This is a genomic window from Pseudomonas syringae group sp. 26L6 (genome assembly GCF_032587815.1).
Lineage (GTDB): Bacteria > Pseudomonadota > Gammaproteobacteria > Pseudomonadales > Pseudomonadaceae > Aquipseudomonas > Aquipseudomonas amygdali.
Genome location: NZ_JAWHPJ010000057.1, coordinates 67,339 through 82,309 on the forward strand (window position 1 = coordinate 67,339; position 14,971 = coordinate 82,309).

Here is a 14,971-nt window from a genome sequence, read left to right on the forward strand (position 1 = left end):
GTCGCCCTCAACCCTCGCGCAGTACGGTCAACGGGCTGACGTTCAGTGCGCGGCGTGTGCCGAATACGCCAGCGCCACCCACCAGTAGGGCACCGATTACCGGCAGCAGCAATAGCCACGGATGCGGCTGCCATTCCAGTGAGAAGGCGTAGCGGTACAGCACGAAGCTCACCAGCTCACAGCCCAGCGCCGCCAGCACGCCGCTGGCAGCCCCCAGCAAACCGAATTCGATGCGCCGTGAGTTGATCAGCAGTGCCCGCTCTGCGCCGAGTGCACGCAGCAGCGCGCCCTGACGGATGCGTTCGTCCAGGGTCGCCTGCAACCCGGAGAACAGCACGGCAATACCGGCCGCCAGAACAAACAGCAGCACGAATTGCACGGCCAGCGTGACCTGATCAAGAATACTGCGCACCTGCGCCAGCAAGGCCTCCACTCCCAGAATACTGATCGACGGGTAGGCCCGCGACAGCTCGACAATCTGTTTATCCTGGCCAGGCGGCAAGTAGAAACTGGTCAGGTAAGTGGTGGGCAAATCAGCCAGGGTGCCAGGCTGGAAGATCATGAAGAAGTTGGGCTGGAAGGTATCCCAGTTCACGTCCCTCAGGCTGGTGACTACGGCTTCACGCGTAAGGCCACCGACAATGAAGCTCAGGCGGTCGCCCAGCTTGATCTTCAGGCTCTCGGCCAGCTTGGTCTCGATCGATACCCCGGGCGTCGCGTCGCTCTGGCCTGAGGCCGGCAGCGCCTTCCACCAGTTACCGGCAGTCAGGGTATTGCCTTCGGGCAAATCGGCGGCCCAGGTCAGGCTAAGGTCGCGGCGAGTGGCGTTCTCACCACGCGAGTCCTTGGTCACGAAGTTGCCCACCGGTTCACCGTTGATGCTGGTCAGACGTCCCGGCACTACTGGGTAGAGCGGAGCCGAGTGGGTGGACAGCTTGCTCAGGGTCTGGGCGAAGTTTTCTTTCTCTGATGGCAACACATTGAGCACGAAATAGTTTGGTGCGTCCTTGGGCAGCTGGTTTTGCCAGGTGTCGAGCAGTTCACCGCGCAGCAGCGCGATCAAACCCATCGACAGCAGGATCAGGCCGAAGGCCAGAGATTGACCGGCAGCGGCCAGCGGGTAACGCAGCAGTTGCCCCAGGCCCAGCCGCCAGGGCAGCGACGCACCGGCCAGCAGGCGGCGCAGGCTGTTAAGCGCCAGCAGCAACAGGCTGCCCAGTATCAGCGCGGCGACGACGCCACCGCCCAACAGGGCAAAGGTCAGCACCAGGTCCAGGCTCAGGCGCCACATGATCAGGCCCAGCGCGAACAGCGCCGCGCCATACACCAGCCATGAGCTGGCGGGGATCGGCAGCATGTCACGGCGCAGCACGCGCAGCGGCGGCACGCGACCCAGTGCTGCCAGCGGTGGCAGGGCGAAACCGGCCAACGCCACCAGCCCGGTGCCCATGCCTGCCAACGCAGGCAAAAGGCCGCCCGGAGGTACCGCGGCCGGCAATAGATTTTGCAGCAGTGCAAATAACCCCAATTGCGCCAGCCAGCCCAGCAGCGCGCCGCTCAGGCTGGCCAGCAGGCCGATGATCGCCAGTTGCAGGCTGAACAGGGTCATGGTCTCGCCGCGTGACAGGCCCAGACAGCGCAGCAGGGCGCTGGCATCGAAGCGCCGTGCGGCAAACCTGGATGCCGAAAGCGCCACGGCAACGCCCGCCAGCAGTACGGCCACCAGGCTCGCCATATTCAGATAACGTTCAGCCTTGCCCAGCGCGCCACCAATCTGCTGACTGCCATCGTGGGCGTCCTTGATTTCCTGATGCGGTTCCAGAGTCGGCTCGATGGCTTTACGGTAGGCGGCCAGCGCTTCGGGCGGGCCGCTCCACATTTCCCGGTAGCTGACTCGGCTGCCCGGTTGCACTACGCCGGTAGCGGCGAGATCCTGGAGATTGATCATCACCCTCGGGGTCAGGCTGTAGAAGTTGCCCGCACGGTCTGGCTCGTACGTCAGTACCCGAGTCAGTTTCAGGGTTTTCGAGCCGACGTCGATATCATCACCGACCTTCAGATCAACGGCTGGAAACAGTCGCGCTTCGGCCCAGGCTTCACCGGGCCTGGGGCCGCTGCCAGCCTGCTCGGTCTGATACAGGTCCGCAGCGCTTTTAAGCTCGCCGCGCAGTGGGTAAGCGTCATCCACTGCCTTGATGCTGGACAGTTGGATACCGGCATCGGTGGCGATCACGCTGGAAAAGATCACGATCTGCGCATGCTTGAGTTGCAGGCGCTTGCCTTCCTCGACCTGCTCGGCGCGCGCCGGGCTGGAACCCTCCAGAATCAGATCAGCGCCAAGAAACTCGGTTGCCCGCAACAGCATTGCGCCGTTCAGGCGCGCGCCGAAATAACCGATGGCGGTGCTGGCAGCCACGGCTACCAGAAGGGCAAAGAACAACACCCGCAACTCTCCGGCGCGTGCATCGCGCAGCAGTTGGCGGGCGGCGAGGCTTAGCAGACGGGCAAAAGGCAAACGTGCCATCAAGGCTCCAGCGGGGCGACCAGTCGGCCCCCTTCAAGACGGATCAGGCGGCGGCAGCGATGCGCCAGACGCTCATCGTGAGTCACCAGCACCAGCGTGGTGTTGCGCTCCTTGTTCAGTTCGAACAGCAGGTCGCTGATACGCTCGCCAGTGTGGCTGTCCAGGTTGCCGGTGGGTTCGTCGGCAAACAGTACGTCCGGGTCGGCGGCAAACGCGCGGGCGATGGCGACACGTTGTTGTTCGCCTCCGGACAACTGACGCGGTGTGTGGGTCAGGCGCTGGCCAAGGCCTACGCGCTCCAGCAGGTCGCGAGCCTTTTCGCGGGCGTCCTTGCGGCCTTCAAGCTCCATCGGCAGCATGACGTTTTCCAGCGCATTGAGGCTGTCGAGCAACTGGAATGACTGAAATACAAAACCGACGTGCTCGGCGCGTACTCTGGCGCGCTGGTCTTCATCCAGCTCGCTGAGATTGCGGCCCGAGAGGATGACCGAACCGGAGCTGGGCAGGTCAAGCCCGGCAAGCAAGCCGAGCAGGGTGGATTTGCCTGAACCGGATGCACCGACGATGGCCAGTGTGTCGCCCTTGTTTAGTTCCAGGGAGAGTTCGTGCAGGATGGTCAGGTCACCTTCGGTGCTGGGGACTACTTTGCTGAGGCTTTGGGCACTGAGAATACTTTCACTCATGGAGAATCCGATGCGTGCGTTGTTTTTAAGTGCTGGCCTGGGGTTACTGCTGCTGTCACAGGGCGCGTTGGCGGGCACGGTATTGATCGTTGGGGATAGTATCAGTGCGGCTTTCGGACTGGATACCCGCGTGGGGTGGGTCAGCCTGCTGGAGCAGCGTCTGAGCAAGGAGGGATTCGACGACAAGGTGGTCAATGCGTCGATCAGTGGCGACACCAGTGCCGGGGGCCTGGCGCGTTTGCCTGCGCTGCTTGCAGAGCATAAGCCGGAACTGGTTATTCTCGAATTGGGTGGCAACGACGGACTGCGTGGCCAGCAGCCCGCTCAATTGCAACAAAACCTTTCATCGATGATCGACAGCTCTCGGGCAGCCGGTGCGAAAGTGTTGCTGCTGGGTATGCAGATACCGCCCAACTACGGGCCGCGTTACACCAACGCGTTCAAAGAGGTTTACAGCAACCTGGCCGAGCAGAAAAAAGTCCCGTTTGTGCCCTTCTTTCTGGAAGGTGTGGGCGGAGTGCCCGAACTGATGCAGGCTGATGGTCTGCATCCGGCGGCGGCTGCTCAGGGCAAGTTGCTGGAAAATGTCTGGCCGAGCCTGAAACCGCTGCTTTGAGGCTTTCCCGGACGGGGGCTTTCGGCTAATGTGGCGCCCCCGATCTGGAGCCCCCCATGCCGCGTCCCGCCTGGTCCCTGTATGCCTATCAAATGCTTGAGCCCCATGAGCAGCTGGATCTGTTCGCCTGTCAGGAAGTGCGCGTCCATCTGATTGCTCGCCAATTGGAGCTGGGCGGCTCGATCGACCGGACGTTGTGTGGCACGTTGTTGCCTGCCCAGCCGCAGATGCGCGCCGTCGAACTGCAAGCCATGCGCGATGAGCGCCTGTGCCCGCTGTGCAAGGCCATCATGGATGCGCAGCGCAGGGGCATGAACCCGATCTGGCCTGAGCTCTAGCTGTCATGACTGCCTGAAGGCCAACCGCAGATATCCCCGATCCTGCAAGGGCCGGTGTACACTTCAGGTCCTGTTTCCATCTCTTTAGTCGTTACCCGAAGGATCTTCCCGGATGTTGTCGCGCATACCAGCCGTTACCCGCTGTCTGTCGCTTGCTGCTCTGTGCGCGGCGAGCTCTGTCCATGCTCTGGAATTTCCGTTGCCGCCGCCCGGCGAGGACATCGTGGGCCAGGTGCAGGTCATCAAGGCCAAATACGAGGACACCTTTGCCGATCTGGGCACAAAATACGATCTGGGTTATCTGGAAATGATCGCGGCCAATCCTGGTGTTGACCCCTGGTTGCCGGGTGCAGGCAAGGACATCGTGCTGCCGACCCGCTTCATTCTGCCGCCGGGCCCGCGCGAAGGGATTGTCATCAACCTTGCCGAATACCGCATGTATTACTACCCCAAAGGGCAGAATGTCGTGCACACCTATCCGCTGGGTGTCGGTCGTGAAGGCTGGGGTTCGCCCATCGGGGTGACCAAGGTAACGGCCAAGACGCCAAACCCGACCTGGACGCCACCTGCCTCGATCAAGGCCGAGCATGCTGCCGACGGTGATCCGCTGCCTGACGTAGTGCCTGCCGGTCCGGATAACCCGCTGGGGCCGTTCAAATTCGGTCTTGGGCTTTCCGGCTACCTGATCCACGGTTCGAACAAGAAGTTCGGTATTGGCATGCGCACCAGTCATGGCTGTTTCCGCATGTACAACAATAATGTGCTGGAACTGGCCGACATGGCTCCGGTCGGTACGACCGTGCGAATCATCAGCGAGCCCTACAAATTTGGCATCAGTGGCGGCAAGGTTTACCTTGAAGCACACACACCGGTAGATGATCTGGGCAACCCGTCGGTTGTCGACAAGCACACTGCGGTCATCAATGCGCTGCTCAAACGTGACGACCTGGCCAACAACCTGCGCATGAACTGGGACGTAGTACGCGATGTAGTTGCGGCCGAAGACGGCATGCCGGTGGAAATCGCAGAACCGGGCAAAGCGCCTGCGAGTGCTGAAGAGCCTGTGATTTTTCAGTAGTCCAACCTGTTCGCGCGCCAATGCTATGCCTTACACAACGGTTCTGCGAAATCAGGCGAATGACCATCGTGCCTACGCTCCGCGTAGACACGCAACTCGTGACGCTCCGCGTCACATCTGTGCTGCCGCACAACATCCACGCCTTACGCGCAGCCGCTGCCAGAGCAGTGCTTTTCAACCGCGATGGCACTGACGACGCAGAGTGCGACCTTAGTGACGGCTGAGTCCTGGCGCTGATCCGGGGGTAGCCTGGCAGGACGCCAGGCTAGCCGCACCGGGCCATGGATGGCCCGTTGCGGCGACCCCCGGATCAGTGACAGGGCGAAGGAACCCGACGAAGTCGGGCCGGAAACAGGAGCGAGGACTTTGCCTACTTTGGTCCCTCAAAGTAGGGCGCCGTAAGGGCGCAAAGGTGACCTGAGCTAGAAACATATATCACTGATGTCTCGGAACCGCCGTGTGACGCAGAGCGTCACGAACTGCATTCCCACGCGGAGCGTGAGGAACGAGCGGCGTCTGGGATAACAAAGTCACCCAGCCAGATAACAGGCATAAAAAAAGCCGACCCGTTGCCGGATCGGCTTTCAATAATCCCGGGGGATTATTACTTGCGGCTAGCTTTGTCCAGCATGCGCAGAGCGCGCTCGTTGGCTTCGTCAGCAGTTTGCTGAGCTTTTTGAGCAGCAGCCAGAGCTTCGTCAGCCTTGCGGTAGGCTTCGTCGGCACGTGCTTGCGAACGAGCTGCTGCGTCTTCGGTAGCTGTCAGACGAGCTTCGGTTTCTTTGGATACGCTGCTGCAACCGGTAGCCAGAACTGCGGCCAGAGCCAGAGCAGAGAATTTCAGAACGTTGTTCATCGTGTTCACCTTCAAGGAATTTTGTTCAAATTAGTCATCTCTCGAAAATGAGAAAACGACCGGCGTACATAGTACCCATTGTTTGTAGTAAGTAAACGGACCCAGCGCAAGAAGCTGCTAAAATTCCCTGCTTTGAAAGTGTTCCGCGTTACTTCTCAAGCGTTCTGTACAAAAACTATCCACTTTCACTGGACCCCTTTCCATATCGGCGGTTCCGCAGAACGCGTTTGAACATCTGCAAAAACCTTAGATGTTTGACTGTCGGTCGGTGCGGGAGCATTTCCAGGCGTTTTTAATCCGACTGCGCTTGAGCATATCCGGTAATGGTGCCTACTATCTCAGTGTGATGTGCGTCGAGATCGGCAATGCTCTTACCGGTGTCGAAAACAGGCACTGGGCGGCGTAGATGTTCCTTCGCCTGAAAAAGACCGGTAAGGTAGGGGTCAAATTCCAAGACCCGCGAGGAGTAGCGATGAGCGAGGCGTTGTCCATCCACCATGACGAAGTCGGCCACCATTTCGAAATCATTATCGACGGCCACCGTGCCTACCTGACGTACATGGATCTCGGCAAGCAGACGCTGGATTTCTACCGGACCTTTGTGCCCGATGCCTTGCGTGGACGTGGTATAGCCGCCGCCCTGACCAAGGAGGCCCTGGACTATGCAGGCAGCATGGGCTACTCCGTCATACCGTCCTGCTCTTACGTCGAGCGATACATGGAACTGCATGACCTGCAGTCCCAGGCGGCCAAGCTCTGATACATCGAGCTTACTAACCGTCAGCATGAAAAACGCCGAGCATATGCTCGGCGTTTTCGTTATTGCAGGTTAATCAGTCAGGCAGTTACTTGCGCTTGCGAGCGGGCAGTACAGTCTTGAGTTTCGCGTGCATGCTGCGCAGGGTTTTTTCAGTGCTTTCCCAATCGATGCAGGCATCGGTAATGGATACGCCGTACTGCAATTCCGACAGGTCCTTCGGAATCGCCTGACAGCCCCAGTTCAAGTGACTCTCGACCATCAGGCCAATGATCGATTCGTTGCCTTCCAGAATCTGGTTGGCGACGTTTTCCATCACCAGCGGCTGCAGGGCCGGGTCCTTGTTGGAGTTGGCGTGGCTGCAGTCGACCATGATGTTCGGGCGAATGCCGGACTTGTTAAGGGCCTGTTCGCACAGCGCGACGCTGACCGAATCATAGTTGGGTTTGCCATTGCCGCCGCGCAGTACGACATGGCCGTAGGCATTGCCCTTGGTGGTCACGATCGATACGCCACCTTCCTGATTGATACCGAGGAAGCGGTGCGGGCTCGAGACCGATTGCAAGGCGTTGATGGCAACGGTCAGACCGCCGTCGGTGCCGTTCTTGAAGCCGACTGCCGACGACAGGCCGGAAGCCATCTCGCGGTGAGTCTGGGATTCGGTGGTACGCGCGCCAATGGCCGACCAGCTGATCAGGTCCTGCAGATATTGCGGGGAGATCGGGTCCAGTGCTTCGGTGGCGGTTGGCAAGCCCATTTCAGCCAGGTCCAGCAGCAACTGGCGACCGATGTGCAGGCCATCCTGGATCTTGAACGAGTCATCCAGGTACGGGTCGTTGATCAGGCCTTTCCAGCCCACGGTAGTACGTGGCTTCTCGAAATAGACGCGCATGACCAGATACAGCGTGTCGGACACTTCTGCCGCCAATGCCTTGAGGCGCTCGGCGTATTCCTTGGCTGCCTTCAGGTCGTGGATCGAGCAGGGGCCGATCACGATGAACAGGCGGTGATCATTGCCATCGAGGATGTTGCGAATCACCTCGCGGCCCTGGCTGACGGTGTGCAGGGCGGCGTCGGTCAGAGGGATGTCGCGCTTGAGCTGATCCGGGGTGATCAGAGTCTCGTTGGAGGCAACGTTAAGGTCGTCAATCGGTAAATCAGCCATCGTGTTACTCATCAGGTCGCGGGTACTGGCCGCCAACGGTACCCCGTGCGGCGGTGCCCAGCAGGTTTGAGCGCAGCGGGGAGCCGAACCTTAGCGCGTTATCGCGCTGTTCGACAATAAGTAAACGAGGTATCGGGCAGGTTACGGGTAACTGCCCGCCGGGCCGCGCTGCTGTATTGCAAGACAATCCGCTGCGACGGATAGTGTATGGCCAGAAGTAACCTGACAGCCAAGGGAGAGGTCATGAGTGTTGATTCCCGTCGTCCGCGTGTCGGCGTTATAGGTACCGGTGCCATTGGCGGCTTTTACGGGCTGATGCTGGCGCGTGCCGGATACGACGTGCATTTTCTGCTGCGCAGCGAGTTTGAGGCGGTGGCGCGCGAGGGATTGCAGGTCAGTAGTGCCGTGCATGGCGACTTGCATCTCAAGCCCGTTCAAGCCTATCGCTCGGCGGCTGACATGCCGCCTTGCGACTGGTTGCTGGTTGGCACCAAGAGCACCGGCAACGCCGCGCTGGGTCCGATCATCAGCCAGGCTGCTGCGCCGGACGCCAAAGTGTTGCTGCTGCAGAACGGTCTGGCCGTCGAAGATCAGTTGCGCAGCGTGCTGCCCGACAGCCTGCATATATTGGGCGGGCTATGTTTCGTCTGCGTCAACCGGGTTGCGCCCGGCGTCGTCGCTCATGAAGCCTTCGGCGCGGTCAGTATCGGCTATCACAGCGGCCCGGCAGGCGACGAAGCGAGCCGCATGGCGGTCGTCGAAGCCTGCTCGGAGCTGTTCAAGACGGCCGGCATCGACGCCCCTGTCATGGCTAATCTGCAGCAGGCCCGCTGGCAGAAGCTGGTCTGGAATGTGCCCTACAACGGTCTGTCGGCTTTGTTGCATACCAGTACCAGCCAATTGATGACCGACCCTGACAGTCAGGCATTGATCCAGGCGCTGATGGATGAAGTGGTGCAGGGTGCCCAGGCCTGTGGTCATGCCTTGCCGCCGGGGTTCGCGCAGCATCTGTTTACCGTGACCCAGAGCATGCCGGACTACAGGCCCAGCATGTATCACGACCTGGTCGAGAAGCGGCCACTGGAGCTTGAAGCCATTTACGCCCGGCCCCTCGCAGCCGCGCTTGCCGCAGGGTTTGACATGCCCCGCGTGCGGGCGCTTTATCAGGCACTGGCATTTATTGACCGTGCCAACCGCTCGGCAAACGAGGAATGATTCATGAAAGAGGCTGATGGCCATAAGCTGGTCCTGGCGATTTCATCGCGGGCGCTGTTCGATCTTCGCGACAGCCACGAGGTGTATATGGCCGACGGCGTGGAAGCCTACCGCAAGTATCAGATTGAGCACGAGGATGAGATTCTCGAACAGGGCGACGCTTTCCCATTGGTTGAAAAACTTCTGAGCCTCAATTCCAGCCTGGACAAGGCGCGCGTGGAAGTGGTGCTGGTGTCGCGCAACAGCGCCGATACCGGCTTGCGGGTCTTCAACTCGATCCAGCATTACGGCCTGGACATCAGTCGTGCTGCCTTTGCAGGCGGACGCAGTCCTTATCCTTATCTGGCGGCGTTTGGCTGCCATCTGTTTTTGTCGACCCACGCCGAGGATGTGCGCAGCGCACTGGATGCCGGTTTTGCTGCGGCGACCATCCTTTCAGGCGGTGCACGACGTGCAGCCAGCGCCGAGCTGCGTATCGCGTTCGACGGTGACGCCGTGTTGTTTTCCGACGAATCGGAGCGGGTTTACCAGAGCGGCGGCCTGGCTGCCTTTCAGGCCAGCGAGCGTGAGTCGGCGCGCGAGCCGTTGCGTGGCGGCCCCTTCAAGCCGTTTCTCGCCGCGCTCTACCAATTGCAGCGCGAGTTTCCCGACGCGAGCTGCCCGATTCGTACCGCGCTGGTCACGGCCCGCTCTGCACCCGCACATGAACGGGTGATCCGCACCTTGCGCGAATGGGATATTCGTCTCGACGAGTCGTTGTTTCTCGGCGGCTTGCAGAAGTCGGCTTTTCTTGAAGCATTTGCCGCCGATGTGTTTTTCGACGATCAGCCCGGTCACTGCGAAAAGGCGCGTGAAGTGGTGGCAACCGGACATGTTCCGCATGGCATCAGCAATGAATTAACGCCGCTTGCCGACGGCAGCTGAGAAGTCCGTCGTCGCAGCCGATGATGCGCTGCTACGCTGAGTCAATCTCCGCCATTCCGGTTGTTCGGGAGGTTGTATGGTTCGTTCGATGCTGTATGCCACAGACCTTGGTCTGTACGCGCCTTATGTAACGCAGCACGCGCTGGCGCTGGCTCGAACGTTCAACGCAGGGCTGTATGTAATCCATGTCGTTGAGCCGATGGGCCTGTTCGCCGAGTCGGTACTGCAGAGTCATCTCGGCGAGGAGGCGTTGAAAGAACTTCGTGGCAAGGGGGTCAATACGTTTCTGGACGCCATAGAGCAGCGAGTGCTCGACGGGTTTCGTGAGGAGCTGGGGGACGGCCACGCGGACCTCTCCCTGATCCGTACGATACGTGTCGTTCAGGGAGAACCTGCCAGTGTGATTATCGAGCAGGCGCACAAGCTGAAGGTGGATTTACTGGTGGTGGGCAGTCACAGCCGCAGGATAGAAGAGGGCACATCGATAGGCCGAACGGCTGCCAGGGTCCTGCAATTTTCCGATGTGCCGGTCTACATGGTTCCGATGATGTTGAAAAAGGAGTGAGGGTAGGGAAAGGAAGGTTCAATTGGTGGTTTTAGTGAAATCGAGCGTGCGATCACCTTACAAAGGTGATAAAAAGTTCTAGAATTATTCGCCTCACCATTAATCCAGTTATATACCGTCGCTGATACCCATAGGGTTTATCTGCTTTGAGGGATACATATGAAGCTCCAACAACTGCGCTACATTTGGGAAGTGGCGCACCACGACCTCAACGTTTCTGCGACGGCCCAGAGCCTTTACACCTCCCAGCCAGGCATCAGCAAGCAGATTCGTCTGCTTGAAGACGAGCTGGGCGTCGAGGTTTTCGCCCGTAGCGGCAAGCACCTGACGCGCGTGACACCCGCAGGCGAGCGGATCATCACCACCGCAGGCGAGATTCTGCGCAAGGTCGAAAGCATCAAGCAGATTGCTCAGGAGTTCTCCAACGAGAAGAAGGGCACACTGTCGATCGCAACCACTCACACCCAAGCGCGTTATGCGTTGCCGTCGGTTATCAGTAATTTTATCAAGCAGTACCCTGACGTGGCCCTGCACATGCATCAGGGCTCGCCAATGCAGATCGCCGAAATGGCCGCTGACGGGACGGTCGATTTCGCTATTGCCACCGAAGCGCTTGAGCAGTTCAGCGATCTGGTAATGATGCCGTGCTACCGCTGGAACCGTTGCGTCGTTGTGCCACAGGGCCACCCGTTGACCAAGGTGCCCAAGCTCACCCTGGAGCTGCTGGCCGAGTACCCGATTGTGACTTACGTATTCGGTTTTACCGGCCGCTCCAAGCTCGATGAAGCGTTCAGTCATCGGGGACTGGTGCCCAAGGTCGTGTTTACGGCTGCGGATGCTGACGTGATCAAGACCTACGTCAGACTGAATCTGGGCGTGGGCATTGTTGCAAGGATGGCGGTCGACGAAGAAGTCGACAGCGATCTGGTGGTACTGGACGCCAGCGACCTGTTCGAGTCCAGCGTGACCAAGATCGCTTTCCGTCGTGGCACCTTCCTGCGTGGCTTTATGTGCGATTTCATCGAAAAGTTCGCCCCGCACCTGACCCGCGAAGTCATGGCCAAGGCGATTCAGTGCCACAACAAACAGGAAATGGAAGAGCTGTTTGCCAACGTCGAACTTCCGGTGCACTAGTAGCAGCGGCAAGCTTTTGGCTACAAGCCGGAGCCAGATCCTTACGCGCTCTGACTTGAGGCTCGCAGCTTGAGGCTTGCCGCTCGCAACGTCAGTTGCGCGCTATCAGGTTGCCTGCATGCAGCCCGCATTCCTTCTGTGTGGCTTCTTCCCACCACCAGCGACCTTCGCGTTCGTGCTGGTTCGGCAATACCGGGCGGGTGCAGGGTTCGCAGCCGATGCTGATGAAACCACGCTCGTGCAGGCTGTTGTAGGGCAGTTCCAGCATGCGGATGTAGCCCCAGATTTCTTCGCTGCTCATCTGCGCCAACGGGTTGAATTTGTACAGCGTGCGTTCGGCGGTCGAGAACGCGCTGTCGATTTCCAGCGCGGCAACGGCGCTGCGTGTGCCAGGGCTCTGGTCGCGGCGCTGGCCGGTGGCCCAGGCTGTGACGCCAGACAGTTTGCGGCGCAGCGGTTCGATCTTGCGGACGCCGCAGCATTCGCCATGACCATCCCGGTAAAAGCTGAACAGGCCTTTTTCCTTGACGAAGGGTTCGAGCTTGCTCTGGTCCGGCGAGATGATTTCGATCTCGATCTTGTAGTGGTCACGGACCTGTTCAATGAAGCGATAGGTTTCCGGGTGCAGGCGCCCGGTGTCGAGACTGAAGACCTTGACGTTTTTGTTCAGTTTCCAGGCCATGTCTACCAGCACGACGTCTTCGGCGCCGCTGAAGGAGATCCATAGTTCATCACCGAAGTGTTCGAAGGCCAGTTTCAGAATGTCTTGTGCAGACTTGTTCGCATAGGTCGTCGCCAGTTCAGCGACGTCGAAAGGTTGGCTCATCAGGCGGCTTCCTAAAATGCAAGAGTGGCGCTTAAGCGCTCGTGATGGCGGCAATGGTAACAAAATCCGCTGTTCAGTGGCCGTTACCAGAGGCTAGAGTGCTGCCTGCGTTGATAGTCAAAGCCTTGAGGAGTGCGCTGTGGAAATTGCCTGTCTGGACCTGGAAGGTGTGCTTGTCCCGGAAATATGGATCGCCTTTGCCGAAAAAACCGGTATCGAATCACTGCGCGCAACCACTCGGGACATTCCCGACTACGACGTCCTGATGAATCAGCGCCTGCGTATTCTCGATGAGCACGGTCTGAAACTGTCGGACATTCAGGAAGTGATCGCCACCCTCAAGCCGCTGGAAGGTGCAGTGGAGTTCGTCAACTGGTTGCGCGAGCGTTTTCAAGTAGTGATTCTGTCCGACACCTTTTACGAGTTCTCGCAGCCGCTGATGCGCCAATTGGGGTTTCCGACCCTGCTATGTCATCGCCTGATCACCGATGAAACCGGCCGTGTCGTCAGTTACCAATTGCGTCAGAAAGATCCCAAGCGTCAGTCGGTACTGGCGTTCAAAAGCCTGTACTACCGGATCATTGCGGCGGGCGACTCCTACAACGACACCACCATGCTGGGCGAGGCCGATGCCGGTATCCTGTTCCATGCCCCCGACAACGTGATCCGCGAGTTTCCGCAGTTTCCGGCGGTGCATACCTTTGATGAGCTGAAAAAAGAGTTCATCAAGGCGTCGAATCGGGATCTGGCGCTCTAGACGCAGGGCTTACACTTCTGGTTCCTGCGCAAGATCGGACGCGGAGCGTCCAGAAAGGCATGCCAACGCGGAGCATTGGCACCATAGTCGGAGCGAGGTAGGCGTATCGCGCAGCCTCTCAGAGCGCCTCAAGCGTTTCCAGCAGCACGCGGACCTTGGTGAAGGTTTCCTGATATTCAGCCTCGCAGCTCGAGTCCGCCACAATGCCGCCGCCGCCCCAACAGGAAATGCGCCCATCCTTGACCAGCAGGCTGCGGATGGCGATTGAACTGTCCATTTCGCCGCGTACGTCCAGGTACATCAACGAGCCGCAATACAGGCTGCGTCGGGTCGGTTCCAGTTCGTCAATGATCTGCATGGCGCGGATCTTCGGCGCGCCGGTTATGGAGCCGCCAGGGAAGCTGCCCGCAATCAGGTCCAGTGCATCGTTGCCAGCGGCCAGCTCCCCGGTCACGCTGCTCACCAGATGATGCACATTGGGGTAGCTTTCCAGGCTGAACAGCTCAGGGACCTTTACCGAACCGATTTTACAGCTGCGGCCCAGGTCATTGCGCAGCAGGTCGACAATCATCAGGTTTTCAGCGCGGTCCTTCTCGCTGGCCAACAGCTCGTTGGCGAACGCGGCATCCTCTGTGGCGTCCGGGCTGCGCGGCCGCGTGCCTTTGATGGGGCGGGTTTCGACCTGTCTGGCGCTGACCCGCACGAAGCGTTCCGGAGAAAGGCTCAGGATTGCATCGTGCCCCGGCAGGCTCAGGTAACCGGCGAACGGCGTCGGGCAAGCCGCTCGCAGTGCACAATAAGCGGCCCACGGGTCGCCCGTACACTGCGCCTGAAAGCGTTGCGCGAAGTTGACCTGATAACAGTCACCCGCCTGGATGTAGGCCTGAATACGTTCGAAAGCCTGTCGATAGTGATCCGCGCTGATGCTGGCCTGAAACGGCTGGCTGAGGCGGAACTCCGTGTGCGGCTCAGGGATATAGACAGAGAACAGATCAGTCAGCCGTTTGCGCTCGCTTGCGTGCAGGGAAGGGTGAAAAATCAGCTGACTGGTCTGCTCCTGATGATCACTGATCAGCGCCCAGGCGTAGAGCCCCAGGCGCGCTTCGGGCAGTTGCAGGTCGTCGACGGCTTGATCCGGCAGCGGTTCCAGGCGTCGACCGAACTCGTAACCCAGATAACCGATCAGGCCGCCAGCGAAGGGCAGTTTGCACCCTTCAGGCAATTGCGCAGTGCCGAGCGCCTTGAGACTGTCGCGCAACCGCTGGAGATAGGCGGCCCCATTCTCGTCATCGACAACGGTCAGTTCCTGCAGCGGCCATGCACTGAGCAGGTCATATCGGCCGCGCTCGGCGGTCGGCCTGCCGCTGTCGAGCAGCACCGCGCCCGGCGCTTCGCGGATTCGCGCAAAGAACGCGATCGGGTCGGCGCTGTAGGGCAGGGGGTGTATCGAGCAGATCGGCATCGTCGAATATCGGTCTTGGAAACGCGGCTGGCGATTGTAGCCTTGCCGATGCGGCAGTCCTAGCGGTATGT

The 14,971-nt window shown here is 59.7% G+C and carries 15 protein-coding genes; 9 read left to right on the top strand and 6 right to left on the bottom strand.

Annotated elements, in window-relative coordinates:
• Positions 1-7: 7 nt before the first annotated feature.
• Positions 8-2,524, bottom strand: coding sequence for an ABC transporter permease (locus tag RYA97_RS25205; RefSeq protein ID WP_117140246.1), 2,517 nt, complete (start codon positions 2,522-2,524; stop codon positions 8-10).
• On the bottom strand, positions 2,524-3,207 hold the full coding sequence (locus RYA97_RS25210; protein WP_004664748.1) for an ABC transporter ATP-binding protein: 684 nt from the start codon (positions 3,205-3,207) through the stop codon (positions 2,524-2,526). Before RYA97_RS25210 ends, RYA97_RS25205 begins: the two co-directional genes overlap by 1 nt.
• Positions 3,208-3,217: 10 nt before the next feature.
• Here RYA97_RS25210 and RYA97_RS25215 point away from each other — a divergent pair, with 10 nt between their 5' ends.
• From RYA97_RS25215 to RYA97_RS25225, 3 genes are all read left to right on the top strand, one after another.
• Positions 3,218-3,823: an arylesterase gene (locus tag RYA97_RS25215; protein WP_057404358.1), complete on the top strand. Its 606-nt coding sequence runs from the start codon at positions 3,218-3,220 to the stop codon at positions 3,821-3,823.
• A gap of 56 nt (positions 3,824-3,879) precedes the next feature.
• Positions 3,880-4,161: a hypothetical protein gene (locus RYA97_RS25220; protein WP_002553016.1), complete on the top strand. Its 282-nt coding sequence runs from the start codon at positions 3,880-3,882 to the stop codon at positions 4,159-4,161.
• A gap of 112 nt (positions 4,162-4,273) precedes the next feature.
• Positions 4,274-5,239: a L,D-transpeptidase family protein gene (locus RYA97_RS25225; RefSeq protein WP_002553017.1), complete on the top strand. Its 966-nt coding sequence runs from the start codon at positions 4,274-4,276 to the stop codon at positions 5,237-5,239.
• Between the two features lie 604 nt (positions 5,240-5,843).
• Here the strand turns inward: RYA97_RS25225 and oprI are convergent.
• A complete protein-coding gene (oprI, locus tag RYA97_RS25230) occupies positions 5,844-6,095 on the bottom strand; it encodes an outer membrane lipoprotei OprI (RefSeq protein ID WP_002553018.1) in 252 nt (83 codons plus the stop codon).
• Positions 6,096-6,567: 472 nt separating this feature from the next.
• Here oprI and RYA97_RS25235 point away from each other — a divergent pair, with 472 nt between their 5' ends.
• Positions 6,568-6,855, top strand: coding sequence for a GNAT family N-acetyltransferase (locus RYA97_RS25235; RefSeq protein ID WP_002553019.1), 288 nt, complete (start codon positions 6,568-6,570; stop codon positions 6,853-6,855).
• An 85-nt stretch (positions 6,856-6,940) separates the two neighbouring features.
• On the opposite strand, the gene RYA97_RS25240 is transcribed toward RYA97_RS25235, so the two are convergent.
• Positions 6,941-8,017, bottom strand: a complete 1,077-nt coding sequence (locus tag RYA97_RS25240) for a 3-deoxy-7-phosphoheptulonate synthase (protein WP_005746092.1) — start codon at positions 8,015-8,017, stop codon at positions 6,941-6,943.
• A gap of 243 nt (positions 8,018-8,260) precedes the next feature.
• Here RYA97_RS25240 and RYA97_RS25245 point away from each other — a divergent pair, with 243 nt between their 5' ends.
• From RYA97_RS25245 to cysB, 4 genes are all read left to right on the top strand, one after another.
• A complete protein-coding gene (locus RYA97_RS25245) occupies positions 8,261-9,232 on the top strand; it encodes a putative 2-dehydropantoate 2-reductase (protein ID WP_316893305.1) in 972 nt (323 codons plus the stop codon).
• Positions 9,233-9,235: 3 nt separating this feature from the next.
• Positions 9,236-10,156 (top strand): 5'-nucleotidase, encoded by a 921-nt coding sequence (locus RYA97_RS25250; RefSeq protein WP_316886820.1) that lies wholly within the window; start codon positions 9,236-9,238, stop codon positions 10,154-10,156.
• 76 nt (positions 10,157-10,232) lie between these two features.
• The gene (locus tag RYA97_RS25255; protein ID WP_005779877.1) at positions 10,233-10,721 is read left to right on the top strand and encodes a universal stress protein; all 489 of its coding nucleotides are present in this window, start codon (positions 10,233-10,235) and stop codon (positions 10,719-10,721) included.
• A 159-nt stretch (positions 10,722-10,880) separates the two neighbouring features.
• Entirely contained in the window at positions 10,881-11,855 is a 975-nt protein-coding gene (cysB, locus tag RYA97_RS25260) for an HTH-type transcriptional regulator CysB (protein ID WP_002553024.1), read from the top strand.
• 91 nt (positions 11,856-11,946) lie between these two features.
• On the opposite strand, the gene RYA97_RS25265 is transcribed toward cysB, so the two are convergent.
• Positions 11,947-12,681, bottom strand: a complete 735-nt coding sequence (locus tag RYA97_RS25265) for a phosphoadenylyl-sulfate reductase (RefSeq protein ID WP_002553025.1) — start codon at positions 12,679-12,681, stop codon at positions 11,947-11,949.
• A 139-nt stretch (positions 12,682-12,820) separates the two neighbouring features.
• Here RYA97_RS25265 and thrH point away from each other — a divergent pair, with 139 nt between their 5' ends.
• Positions 12,821-13,438, top strand: coding sequence for a bifunctional phosphoserine phosphatase/homoserine phosphotransferase ThrH (gene thrH / locus RYA97_RS25270; RefSeq protein WP_002553026.1), 618 nt, complete (start codon positions 12,821-12,823; stop codon positions 13,436-13,438).
• A gap of 118 nt (positions 13,439-13,556) precedes the next feature.
• On the opposite strand, the gene pabB is transcribed toward thrH, so the two are convergent.
• Complete coding sequence (gene pabB / locus RYA97_RS25275; RefSeq protein ID WP_117140381.1) at positions 13,557-14,900, bottom strand: aminodeoxychorismate synthase component I; 1,344 nt, start codon at positions 14,898-14,900, stop codon at positions 13,557-13,559.
• Between the last annotated feature and the right edge of the window lie 71 nt (positions 14,901-14,971).

Coding starts and splice junctions, on each gene's coding strand:
- oprI (WP_002553018.1), bottom strand. CDS start 6,095: ATGAACAACGTTCTGAAATTCTCTGCTCTGGCTCTGGCCGCAGTTCTG.
- RYA97_RS25225 (WP_002553017.1), top strand. CDS start 4,274: ATGTTGTCGCGCATACCAGCCGTTACCCGCTGTCTGTCGCTTGCTGCT.
- RYA97_RS25240 (WP_005746092.1), bottom strand. CDS start 8,017: ATGGCTGATTTACCGATTGACGACCTTAACGTTGCCTCCAACGAGACT.
- RYA97_RS25215 (WP_057404358.1), top strand. CDS start 3,218: ATGCGTGCGTTGTTTTTAAGTGCTGGCCTGGGGTTACTGCTGCTGTCA.
- RYA97_RS25210 (WP_004664748.1), bottom strand. CDS start 3,207: ATGAGTGAAAGTATTCTCAGTGCCCAAAGCCTCAGCAAAGTAGTCCCC.
- RYA97_RS25235 (WP_002553019.1), top strand. CDS start 6,568: ATGAGCGAGGCGTTGTCCATCCACCATGACGAAGTCGGCCACCATTTC.
- RYA97_RS25255 (WP_005779877.1), top strand. CDS start 10,233: ATGGTTCGTTCGATGCTGTATGCCACAGACCTTGGTCTGTACGCGCCT.
- RYA97_RS25250 (WP_316886820.1), top strand. CDS start 9,236: ATGAAAGAGGCTGATGGCCATAAGCTGGTCCTGGCGATTTCATCGCGG.
- cysB (WP_002553024.1), top strand. CDS start 10,881: ATGAAGCTCCAACAACTGCGCTACATTTGGGAAGTGGCGCACCACGAC.
- RYA97_RS25265 (WP_002553025.1), bottom strand. CDS start 12,681: ATGAGCCAACCTTTCGACGTCGCTGAACTGGCGACGACCTATGCGAAC.
- RYA97_RS25220 (WP_002553016.1), top strand. CDS start 3,880: ATGCCGCGTCCCGCCTGGTCCCTGTATGCCTATCAAATGCTTGAGCCC.
- pabB (WP_117140381.1), bottom strand. CDS start 14,900: ATGCCGATCTGCTCGATACACCCCCTGCCCTACAGCGCCGACCCGATC.
- RYA97_RS25205 (WP_117140246.1), bottom strand. CDS start 2,524: ATGGCACGTTTGCCTTTTGCCCGTCTGCTAAGCCTCGCCGCCCGCCAA.
- RYA97_RS25245 (WP_316893305.1), top strand. CDS start 8,261: ATGAGTGTTGATTCCCGTCGTCCGCGTGTCGGCGTTATAGGTACCGGT.